This is a genomic window from Oceanispirochaeta crateris, from assembly GCF_008329965.1.
Classification (GTDB): domain Bacteria; phylum Spirochaetota; class Spirochaetia; order DSM-2461; family DSM-2461; genus Oceanispirochaeta; species Oceanispirochaeta crateris.
In genome coordinates this window covers 2157166-2168334 of the sequence record NZ_CP036150.1, presented here as the reverse complement: position 1 = coordinate 2168334, position 11169 = coordinate 2157166, and the positions used below count along the sequence as shown (strand labels likewise).

12 protein-coding genes are annotated in these 11169 nt (G+C 39.4%); 6 read left to right on the top strand and 6 right to left on the bottom strand.

Annotation, left to right across the window (positions count from 1 at the left end; all coding sequences use genetic code 11):
- Positions 1 to 53: 53 nt before the first annotated feature.
- From EXM22_RS09855 to EXM22_RS09845, 3 genes are read right to left on the bottom strand one after another with little or no spacing between them, the layout of a single operon-like run.
- Positions 54 to 734 carry an aspartate/glutamate racemase family protein gene (locus tag EXM22_RS09855; protein WP_149486356.1) on the bottom strand — a complete coding sequence of 227 codons (681 nt, stop codon included), beginning with the start codon at positions 732 to 734 and terminating at the stop codon, positions 54 to 56.
- Positions 731 to 1573, bottom strand: a complete 843-nt coding sequence (locus EXM22_RS09850) for a sugar phosphate isomerase/epimerase family protein (protein ID WP_149486355.1) — start codon at positions 1571 to 1573, stop codon at positions 731 to 733. Before EXM22_RS09850 ends, EXM22_RS09855 begins: the two co-directional genes overlap by 4 nt.
- 11 nt (positions 1574 to 1584) lie before the next feature.
- Complete coding sequence (locus EXM22_RS09845) at positions 1585 to 2532, bottom strand: TIM barrel protein (RefSeq protein ID WP_168203440.1); 948 nt, start codon at positions 2530 to 2532, stop codon at positions 1585 to 1587.
- A 329-nt stretch (positions 2533 to 2861) separates the two neighbouring features.
- Between EXM22_RS09845 and EXM22_RS09840 the strand changes: the two genes are divergently transcribed.
- The 6 genes from EXM22_RS09840 to EXM22_RS09815 all read left to right on the top strand — a co-directional run bounded on the left by EXM22_RS09840 (position 2862) and on the right by EXM22_RS09815 (position 8691).
- Entirely contained in the window at positions 2862 to 3854 is a 993-nt protein-coding gene (locus EXM22_RS09840) for a tripartite tricarboxylate transporter substrate binding protein (RefSeq protein WP_246157117.1), read from the top strand.
- A 69-nt stretch (positions 3855 to 3923) separates the two neighbouring features.
- Positions 3924 to 4376: a tripartite tricarboxylate transporter TctB family protein gene (locus EXM22_RS09835; protein WP_149486352.1), complete on the top strand. Its 453-nt coding sequence runs from the start codon at positions 3924 to 3926 to the stop codon at positions 4374 to 4376.
- Between the two features lie 11 nt (positions 4377 to 4387).
- The gene (locus EXM22_RS09830; protein WP_149486351.1) at positions 4388 to 5875 is read left to right on the top strand and encodes a tripartite tricarboxylate transporter permease; all 1488 of its coding nucleotides are present in this window, start codon (positions 4388 to 4390) and stop codon (positions 5873 to 5875) included.
- Positions 5876 to 5888: 13 nt separating this feature from the next.
- Positions 5889 to 6563, top strand: coding sequence for a FadR/GntR family transcriptional regulator (locus EXM22_RS09825; RefSeq protein ID WP_149486350.1), 675 nt, complete (start codon positions 5889 to 5891; stop codon positions 6561 to 6563).
- 17 nt (positions 6564 to 6580) lie between these two features.
- A complete protein-coding gene (locus EXM22_RS09820; protein WP_149486349.1) occupies positions 6581 to 7558 on the top strand; it encodes an NAD(P)-dependent oxidoreductase in 978 nt (325 codons plus the stop codon).
- A 146-nt stretch (positions 7559 to 7704) separates the two neighbouring features.
- Complete coding sequence (locus tag EXM22_RS09815) at positions 7705 to 8691, top strand: aldo/keto reductase (protein ID WP_149486348.1); 987 nt, start codon at positions 7705 to 7707, stop codon at positions 8689 to 8691.
- A gap of 115 nt (positions 8692 to 8806) precedes the next feature.
- Here EXM22_RS09815 and EXM22_RS09810 read toward each other — a convergent pair whose 3' ends face one another.
- The 3 genes from EXM22_RS09810 to EXM22_RS09800 are packed head-to-tail and all read right to left on the bottom strand — an operon-like array spanning position 8807 to position 11135.
- Complete coding sequence (locus EXM22_RS09810) at positions 8807 to 9202, bottom strand: OsmC family protein (RefSeq protein ID WP_149486347.1); 396 nt, start codon at positions 9200 to 9202, stop codon at positions 8807 to 8809.
- A gap of 30 nt (positions 9203 to 9232) precedes the next feature.
- Positions 9233 to 10201, bottom strand: a complete 969-nt coding sequence (locus EXM22_RS09805; protein ID WP_149486346.1) for an ABC transporter ATP-binding protein — start codon at positions 10199 to 10201, stop codon at positions 9233 to 9235.
- Positions 10191 to 11135 carry an ABC transporter ATP-binding protein gene (locus tag EXM22_RS09800; RefSeq protein ID WP_246157001.1) on the bottom strand — a complete coding sequence of 315 codons (945 nt, stop codon included), beginning with the start codon at positions 11133 to 11135 and terminating at the stop codon, positions 10191 to 10193. Before EXM22_RS09800 ends, EXM22_RS09805 begins: the two co-directional genes overlap by 11 nt.
- Between the last annotated feature and the right edge of the window lie 34 nt (positions 11136 to 11169).

The following is an 11169-nucleotide window of genomic DNA, read 5'->3' as shown; positions in this document are numbered from 1 at the left end:
AAAATCATATAATCCGTAATTCACAAATAGTGATGTGTATTCACTGGTGTTTTTTAGTTCTCTTGTTCGTTTTTGCCAATGATCTCAATAATTTTTCGAATACATCGTTTAGGACTGCTATAGGTTTTTACTCCGGTATGAGCTTCTACATCTTCTTCCAAATGAGCCATGGAGGCTTGTGCCAGGATGATAGCATCATAGTTAGAAGATTGAGTTGATTGCTCTAACACAAGTTTGTTATGCAGTTCCATATTGTAATTTTTCATGGCTTTGTAGGCTTCTTCGTTATCTTCAAAGTCTATGCTTATTTCTTTATTCAGTTTTTTAGCCGCAGAATAAAGAGCCTGACAACTCGGTTCTATTGTGCTCTTTGCTGTTGCCAAAATTTTAATTTTTTTTGCTTTGCTTACAACTTCTTCAGCCATTACCTCGTCAATAGTCAAAATGGGAGTGCTAAAAAATTCTTTGATGACTAATACTATGGGACTCAAAGTAGAGCAAGTTGTAACGATTAAGTCAGCTCCTGTTAATTCTGCATTCTTAATCTGATTGAACAATCGCTGCTTGTTTTCCGGCGTAAAATAACCAGCCCCGTCCGGGCTGGGGTCATGAGCCAGGAAATCATCAAGGATATTATGTATTTTGACACTTCCCTCTGGTGCAGCTTCTATGATTTCTTGTTCAAAAGAATTTAGAACGGGTTTTACTGTATGGATTAGTGCTATCGTTTTCATGCTTTTATTGTCCTGCCATAGACCTCTTTGAATATGGGGCCCAAGTGTTTTATTGATTCAGCTGCAGCAATTTCCATAGTTGGATTCTGAAAAATTTCGGTGCAGTAGGTTCCATCAAAGCCGTTGTCGTGAAATAGCTGGATGATCTTTTTAAAATCCATTCCGCAGTTCCCGGGATAACGGCGGTTATTATCTGCAAGATGAACATGAATCGTGTGGGGAATATACTGTGTGATCGTTTGATAAAGATCTTTTTCTTCTATATTCAGATGGAATACATCGATCATGAGTTTGAAATTTTCATGATCAACCAACTCTACGAATTTCAGACCTTCTTCCATGGTGTTGATGAAATTCGTCTGCATGATTGTGACAGTTTCTAGAGCAATGGTTACTCCCAGGGGTTTAGCATGTTCGCTTATTTCCTTGAAGGCCGCTACTGCCCAGGCGTCAGTCTGCTCCTTATCTACATCGGGTCGGTAGTATCCTCTCACCCGCCCGATATTGATGTTGGCATCAAGGAATGAGGCAAAATCAATAATCTCTTTTACCCGGCTGATTGCCTCTTCTCTGATCGACTTATCCGGATCTGTAAAACAGAGGTTTAACTGTCCGAAAATCTCCCCGGTACAAACTAAACCAACAATAAGATTATGTCGTTCTGCTGTCTTTTTAACTTCATCCCAGTCTAATTTGCCGGGATTCAGAGTCATAAGCTCAACTCCGTCATAACCAAGTTTGGCAATGTCCCCGAATGTTTTTTCTAAACTGCCCTGGTAAGCTGTTACACTCTCTGCGATTTTTACATCAGGGGTAGCAACTTGATAACATAGTTTCATATTTAATCCTCTTATTGATTCTTGAATTTCACTAGAGCGTCTGCAAAGGCAGAATTGAGCTTCTCATAAAAAACAATGGAAGATGTTCTCGGACTTACTCCAGGATAGGCCTGAGCTTCAATCGAGATTGTAGGCTTATTTTCAACTGATGGTGTGCTGCTCAGATATCCACACTCAAGAAATTTGAAGAACTGATAACTGTAATCCTGCTGATTGAATGTCCCTTTTTGAATTCCAAAAGGAGGATGGGTATGTCCGTAATAGGAGCTGGATGGGTCAGTTACACAGTCGCCCATATGGACGTGGTCCAGACCGGTTTCAAGAATATTTTCAAGAGCATGATCAAAAGTCTCTTCCATGAGAGGGAGGTGCATGACATCTAGCATTAACCCGAAATTCTTGATATTGCGGCCCATCACTCTTTTGGCCATCGAAACGCAATCTTCCGTAGGACCAAGAACAATCTTTTTGAATTGATGCCGTTCGATAGGTTCCAGGACCATTTTAATTCCATGCTGAACAGCTTCTTCAGATGCATAACAGATGAAATCTTCAAGATAGGAGAGACGGGCGGCTCTTTCTTCTTCACCTTTATCGATGCATCCTGTTAGTACAAAAAGAGGTGCATCTGCTTCTGCGGCATATTCAATGTGCTGTTTAATCAATTTAAAAGAATTTTTTCTATACTCTGCATTTGAGCTACCGCAGGAATAAGGGCCGTCCAGTTGAAAAGGAAGGGGCGAATTGTAATGAATAGTTCTTCCTGTTTCTTTAATTGTCTTTATCGCTTCACTACGAATATCCTTTTCATGGGGAAGATAACTCTCGATAACTTCAAAATGTTCCAAATGACAGGACTCTTCAATTGCAGTGAAAAGAGAAAGAGAGTTCTTTAGGGCTTTAGGGTATAGCAGGATTGAGCTTATCCCTAGTTGTACGAAATTACGAATATCTATCATAAAAGCTCCTTTAAGTAATCTATACATTTTTCAAAAAACATAATTTATGACATCAGACGTCTGCTAACGTATAATGGTATGAATAGAATTATACTGCAAGAAAGAATAATGTCAATTCATTTGTTTTAGAATCTCAACATTGTATAAATTTATACTTTGTAAGGAAATAAAAAAAGTGAAAAAAAAACTTTACAATATCGCATATATCGATATAAAATTGTCGAATGACATCAGACAATGCCGTGTTGGAATTGTCTGAAATATGATGTCTATCTGTTTATCTTTTTTAAATCTGAAAAGATAAAAACAAAATTATGGAGGATTCATTGATGAAAAAAATGGTTCGGGCATTAAGTATGCTAATGGTTCTAGCGAGTGTAAGTACATTCAGTGTTATGGCAAACGGTCAAACTGAAGGTGCTGTAGATGGTGATGCTTATCCTGCAAAACAGCTTGTTGTTACTTGCCCACCTGCAGCCGGTGGTGGGACAGACCTTCTTTACAGGGCATTAGCACCAAAAATATCAGAAAAATTGGGAGTACCTGTTATAATTGTAAATAAACCTGGTGCCGGTGGTGCTATTGGTTTTTCTGCTGGTGCAAAAGAAAAAGCTGATGGATCTTCAGTTACTGCTGCAGTTGCAGAGATGCTGGCTGTACCATATGTTCAGGAAGTTGATTTTACATACGAAAGTTTTGAACCTGTTTGTAATGTTAACTCTACTTATGGAACACTCACTGTCCAGGCAGATGCTCCTTATGACACAGTGGAAGAGTTTATTGACTACTGCAAGGCACATCCTGGAGAAGTTCGTTTCAGTAACTCAGGTAACGGTGGAAACTGGCATGTATTAGCTGCTGCGTTCGCTGCTGCTGCTGGTATTGATGTTGTACATGTTCCCTTTGATGGTGGTGGACCCTCAGCTGTAGCTCTTGCTGGTGGACACGTAGAGGCTACTACAGTAAGTGCTCAGGAAGTAGAAGTACATGTAGCTTCCGGAAAAGCAAAAATCCTTTGTTCTTTCTCCCCTGAGAGACTTGCTGAGCTCCCCGAGATTCCAACACTTAGAGAGTTAGGATACGGAGATCTGCTGCTTACAATTTATAGAGGTTTTGTTGCACCTAAGGGTACTCCTGCGGATGTAATCGCTAAAATTGATGAAGCTATTCAGTATGCTCTTAACGATCCTGAAATTACTGAGTTCATGAAAAACAAAAATTTTATGAAAGATTATAAAGATGCGGATGACTTCTTAGCACTCATGGAAAGAGAAAACAAGATCTATGGTGAACAGTTTAAAGCTCTTGGTATGATAGATTAACTCTGTTACGATAATCGGGGCCAGGCAATTGCCTGGCCTCGATTATTTGGTTCATAAGGAATTTAAAGAATGATAAAAGTAGCAAATGTTATTTCACTATTTTTTGCTCTGTTATGTCTGTTTGTTTTTTTTGTATCCAGATCATTTCCGTCTGGATTTAATGGAAACTTAGGCCCCGGCTTTTTTCCCCTGGTTTTATCTATTATTGGGTTTTTTTTATCAATTCTACAAATTGTGGTTTCTTTTAAGAGTGAAGAAACTTCTGTGGATGAGGTGAAACTCATTTCAAGAGAGAATTCTCGAGTATGGTTTTCCCTCTTATTTACAGCTCTTTATTTTGGTTTTCTTCATGTTGTAGGCTTTTTAATAGCTTCAGTTTTTTATCTTTTGGCTATGCTTTTCTTTTTAGGAAACAGGAATAAAAAGGTTCTAATTTTGGTTCCTATCTTAGTGCCAATATTTTTATATTTTGTGTTTACTACTTTACTGTTGGTACAGTTACCTTCAGGGCTAATATTTTAAGGAGCTGAAAAATGTTTTCATTAGTACTTCATAACTTACTTGACCCTTTTACCATTATGATGGTTTTCGGGGGAGTTTTGATGGGCATCTCCTTTGGTGCAATGCCTGGATTAACCTCTACGATGGGTGTCGCTCTTTTGATGCCTCTTACTTTTTCAATGGAACCTCAGATCGGAATATCATTGCTGGTTGGTATTTTTTGCGGAGCAATCTATGGTGGTTCAATACCAGCTATTCTGATAAATACTCCAGGAACGCCTTCTGCAGCTGCTACTGTCATTGACGGTTATAAGTTTACGCAAAGAGGGGAGGCCGGCCGCGCGTTAGGGATCTCTGTCATCTCTTCTTTTGGAGGTGGGATTATCAGTGGTGTGATGCTCATTCTCATCGCTCCTATTCTAGCCGAGTTCGCTCTTAAATTTAGTGCACCAGAAACTTTTGCACTGGCATTTTTTGGGATTAGTATCATTGCCAGTATTTCAGGGGAGTCTTTGGTCAAAGGTTTGATGGCCGGAATATTAGGCTTGATATTATCTCTTATTGGTATGGATAATATTACCGGATTTTCCCGGTTTAATTTTGGTAACACCTATTTAATGGGAGGGCTGCAATTCATTCCCGTTCTCGTAGGTTTGTTTGCATTGAGTCAGTGCTTTATTAGCATTGAGACGATTCTGAATAAGACGGCTCCAGTTGGGAAAACAAAGCGAATTTTGCCTACAAAAGCTGATTTTAAAAGGGTTCTTCCGACTATAATTCGTGCAGGTTTTACAGGAACGTTTATTGGATCTATTCCGGGAGCTGGTGGAGATGTTAGTGCCTTTGTATCTTATGACATGGAAAAACGTGTTTCAAAACATCCCGAGGATTTTGGAACAGGTATCCCTGAAGGGATCGCAGCACCCGAAGCCTCTAATAATGGTACAACAGGTGGTGCTTTGATTCCTTTATTGACTCTAGGCATTCCCGGTGACCCAAATACGGCAGTTATGCTGGGTGCTTTGATGGTTCATAACTTGATACCTGGTCCACAGCTATTTCTTGAACACGCCGAAATAACCTATACACTTTTTGGAACTTTCATTGTTGCCAATATTTTTATGTTGATTTTGGGACTTTCAGGAATTCGTTTATTTACTAAGATTATTGCTATACCCAAGAAAACATTGGTACCCATTATCATGGTACTTTCAACTGTTGGTTCATTTGCCATAAATAATAATTTTACAGATGTTACAACTATGCTCATTGCCGGTGTGATAGGTTATCTTCTTATTAAGGGTGGATTTCCACTCTCTCCCATTGTTCTGGCCCTAATTTTAGGACCGATGGCAGAAGGAAATTTTAGAAGAAGTTTGGTTATGTCCCAGGGAGATTACTCAATATTCTTTTCCAGGCCAATATCGGCATTTTTCATAGTTGTTGCTATACTATCAATATCTTGGCCGATAATAAAAAGTGTGAAAAAAGGATTGCGGAGGCCTTCTGTGATTCAATAAAGGAAATAGATTTATGTCTAAGATTGATCATGTCATGATGGTTGTTAAAAAACAAATTCTGGATGGTTCGTACAAAAAAGGAGATAAACTACCTAGTGAGCTGGAAATAATGGAGATGTGTGGTACATCACGCAGTTCTGTACGAGAAGCAATCAAAGTACTTTCTACTGTTGGCCTCGTTGAGATTAGACGGGGACTTGGAACCTTTGTGAAAAATGATCTCATTGAAACGAAGAATGTAGCTAATTTTCAAATGACTGAAGGTTCAAGTAGGACATTCACAAATGAACAACTTCTCGAATATAGAAAACATATAGAAGGACTATTGTTAGAGATGGTCATTCTAAACTGTAGTGATGAAGACATAAATAAACTTGAACAACAAAATGATCAATTAAAGATGGCATTAGGGGAAAATCCTGATCCTCTGGACTTATATCAAATTGATATTGATTTTCATCTGGAAATTGGACGACTAACTCATAATCCTCTTATGGAACAATTGAATGAGAACCTTGTGCAGTTGATAAAATCAGGTTTGAGAGAGGATTATTTAAATATCCATTATGCAGGATTTTTATCTTATGTGAATCATCAGCAGATGATTGATGCCATCAGAAATAGAGACATTGAATTAGCTAAGCAAACAGTAATTGAAGTAAACCGAACATTTTTACATAGGCAGTAATCCACAGGAGAAGATTAATGTATACCATAGTATTGACTCATAATTTACCTTTAGATAGATTCAGCGACTTACTTTCCAATATGAATGTCATCTTCCCGGAAACTCCGTTAAGCAAGTTCTCGGATGATGAAATAAAAGAACATGTCAAGGATGCAGATGTTTTAATCACAATAGCTGATTTTGAATGTCCAGCATCTCTTATAGAACTAGCGCCCAACTTAAAAGCCATTGGAAATCTTGGATCTGGATTTAACAATATAGATGTAAAAACCGCTACCGAAAAAGGTATTCTTGTTTTAAATACACCCGTTTCTGTAATGGAATCTACAGCAGAGATGACTATCGCCCTTATGATGAGCATTTGCCGCAGTACCGTTCTTTATGACAGAGAACTTCGTAAAGATCTTGTTTGCAAACCATCCTTACTTTTGGAGCGGGATATGGTCTTATCCGGTAGAACATTAGGAATTATAGGTTTTGGCCGCATAGGGAAATCTGTTGCCCAAAAAGCTGTTGGTTTAGGAATGAATGTTGTTTATAACGACTTATATCAGGCTACTAAAGAGGATGAAGAACGATTGAATGCGCGTTTTATGTCCGCAGAAGATGTCATAAAAGAAGCTGATGTCCTCACTCTTCATATGCCTTACTTTCCCGAATATCATCACTACATGAACAAAGAAAGATTGGGTATGATGAAGAATACATCGTATCTCATTAATGCATCCAGAGGACCTATTGTTGAAGAGAAAGCTCTTATCCAAGCCTTAAAAGCAAAGTCTATTCGAGGTGCTGCTTTAGATGTGCATGAGTTTGAACCAAATATTTCCAAGGAGATTGCCGAACTTCCTAATATCGTGATCACACCGCACTGCTGTACCAATATTGCCGATGTTCGACTGGATATGCTAGGAGAACTTCTGAATGGAATGAGCTTGATTTTGAAGGGTGAACAGGCAAGTAATGTAGTAAACCGTGAAGCGTTGAACAAGTAAGAGCTTCAATACTAGGTCTTTAATACATTTTTATAAATTGAATCCAAATTCATGATATCTCCGGAAAAAAATCCAAATTCTGGAGATAATCTATTTCTTTCTTCTGAAAAATATTAAATAAATTATAGACTAACAAGGACTATATAATGAGTACATCCTCCTCTCCTTTAAAAAATTTTCCTCCCATGGCATTAGGTACATGGACATTTGCGGGAGGAGATATCTGGTCAGACATTGATGAAAAAGAATCGATCAAGGTCATTCACAATGCTCTAGATAGCGGAATCTCACTCTTTGATACCTCCCCTAATTATGGTGATGGCGCCAGCGAGAGAATTTTGGGAAAAGCTCTTAAGGGTATTTCCGAAGGTGTCATTGCTACAAAAATGAAAATAGACGGCTGTAGTGAAGCCGATATCATTGATTCTGTGGAAACCAGCTTAAAGACTTTGGGCCGTGATACCATAGATCTTATGCAGGTTCATTGGCCCGGGACGACAGAAGAGAACAAAACAGCCCTGGATACGTTCCAAAAGTTGCAGAAAGAAGGGAAGATACTCCATATCGGTGTGTGCAACTTCGGATCTCAGGATCTAGAAGAAACCCATTCTTACCCTATAATCAGCAACCAATTACCTTATAATCTAATGTGGCGTGTCATTGAAAATGATATTGCACCGCTGACTAAGCAGCAGGGGAAACATCTTTGGGTCTATTCTCCACTACAACAAGGATTACTCACAGGTAAATATAATAGCTTGGACTCTTTCCCGGAAGGCAGAATGAGAACCCGGCACTTTGCTCCCAAAAGAAAAGCAGCCACTCATGGTGGGCCGGGAATGGAAGCTGAAACTCAGGAATTATTAAATGATTTTCTAATGATTTCAAAGGATCTTGGCATCACTCCGACGGAATTGGCTATCAGATATATACGCAGCCAATCCTTCGTCGATACAATTCTGGTAGGGGCTAGAGATACGAAACAGCTGAAAGAGCTTCAATCCATTATAACAGCTGCACCTTTGGATGATGAAGTAATGACTTCTCTAAATGAATGCTCCCTGAAGCTCCTTAAAACTGCGGGGGGAAACCCAGATATGTATCAGTATACATCAAGGGTTCGATTTTCATAGGCGACATTAAATATTAAACCTCTATATAATGCTCATATTTTTTACTTACTCCTATGATTGACGGGTAAAATGTATGAGCCTTTAAACGGGATACAGCAGATTCCACTTGTTCGGATTATGATTCAAATTCAATAGTGCATGTCATCTTTGCTACGTTTGATATAGTCTGAAAAATGGAACAGTACTTTGAGGAAAGATCAGCGGCCTGGATGAATCCTTTTTCCGAACTACCTCCTTTGACAATGTACTTGACGCTGACCCATTGAAGTAGCGCTGGAATTTCATCGCGTTTTTCGCCGGTGACTTCAACTTTAACTGTGTCAAATGTTATTTTCTTCTTTTTACAAATACCTATAAAATTGGCATACATGCAGGAACCGAGGGCTCCGAAAAGCAGGTCGTAGGGCATCATTTTATTCTCACCTTCTCCAATGAGAATCTTACCAGTGGGAGTTCGAACTTCTCCATCAAAATCGTAGATGAAGTTGAGGTCTATTTTATTTACATCCATTTTATTCCTTCCTTATAATTTTCTATCAAATCAGACTTCATCATAAAGATGACAGGCCACGGCATGATCTTTTGAAACAGGAGTGAGAGCTGGTTCTCTCTCCCTACATTTTTTCATGACATATTTACATCTGCTCTGAAATCGGCAACCTTGAGGCAAATCTATGGGACTCGGTATATCACCTGAGAGAATCTTATCAAAGTTGGAGATACTTCCAATTTTGGGGATTGAGTCCAGCAGGGCCTGAGAATAGGGATGAAGAGGATTTTTATACAATTCGAGTGTGTCCGATACTTCAACGATTTTCCCTAAATACATAACTCCTATTTTATGGGAAATATGTTTTACCATAGATAGGTCGTGAGCTATGAAGAGGTAGGATACACCCATTTTTTCCTGCAGCTTTTCCAGTGTATTGACGATTTGGGCCTGAATGGAAACATCCAGTGCAGAAATTGGTTCATCACAAAGGATAAAATCCGGTTCTACAGAAATGGCTCGGGCAATTCCTATTCTCTGTCGCTGTCCGCCGCTGAATTCATGAGGAAATTTCTCTATGGAGGCTTTTGTTAGGCCGACTACCTCCAGTGTCTCTTCAATTTTTTCATTGAGTTCTTTCCCTGCCAGTTTTGTATGAATATTGAGCGGTTCACTCAGTATTTCCCTGACATTCATACTGGGATTTAAAGATGAATAGGGATCTTGAAAAATTATTTGCATCTTTTTCTGATAAATCCGGAATGCTGAACCTTTCATCTCCGTTATATCCACATCTTCGAAGAGAATCTTTCCTCCTGAAGCATCGTATAGTCGGGTAATGGTCCGTCCAAGGGTTGATTTTCCACATCCCGATTCACCGACGATTCCCAGGGTTTCTCCCTTCTTCAGAGTCAGACTAACACCGTCGACTGCTTTGAGGGTTCGTTTTCTTCCCAGCCCATTGTGGACTTTAAAGTGCTTGCTCAAATTCACTGTCTCAATTAAATTTTCACTGCTCATCTGTAGATTCTCCCCCGGCAAAGTGACAATAAATTTTGTGTGTGTCCGAAAAGAGGGTTTCTCCTGGCATCTCCCGGCATATATCCATGGCTTGACTGCAGCGAGGAGCAAAAGGACATCCTTCTGGTAAATCCTCCAATGTGGGAGCGACTCCCTCTATGGGGACTAACCTTTTTTTCTCATCGTCGGTTATATTGGGTATGGAAAGCATGAGTGCCTTTGTATAAGGGTGTTTATATGGTGAATCAAATATCTCTTCACGCAGTCCTTCCTCCATGATTTTACCACCATACATGACTATGATTCTGTCACACATATTGTAGACAACAGAAAGATCGTGGGTGATTAAGACGACTGCCATATTATTCTGATGCTGGCGTTTTTTAATCAAAGCTAGAATCTGAGATTGAATGGTCACATCCAGAGCTGTGGTCGGTTCATCGGCAATGAGGAGCTTCGGTTCATTGGCGAGAGCCATGCCAATCATGACCCTCTGACGCATTCCACCGCTGAATTCATGGGGATATTGGGTAAGGCGCTTTTCTGCATTGGGGATTTCAACTATATCCAATACCTGTTTTGCCAGCTTATGAGCTGTGGATTTGTCCACTTTTCTATGACGAAGTAAGATCTCTTCAATATGGTAACCAACAGTTTTTAAGGGATTCAACGAAGTCATGGGGTCCTGGAATATCATTGAAATCTCATTCCCCAGCAAGGCTCTCTTATCTTGATCGTTAATTTTGAGAAGACTCTGTCCTTCGAAAAGGATTTCACCTGCACGGATTACACCATTGGATGGTAGAATCCCCATGACAGACTTCATGGTTACGCTCTTTCCGCTTCCTGATTCACCTACAATCCCCAAGACTTCCTTTTCTTCGACTCTCAGGCTCACATCACGGATGGCATCGAGTCGTTGTTTTTTAGTCAAAAATGAGGTTTCCAAATGTTTAATTTCCAATATA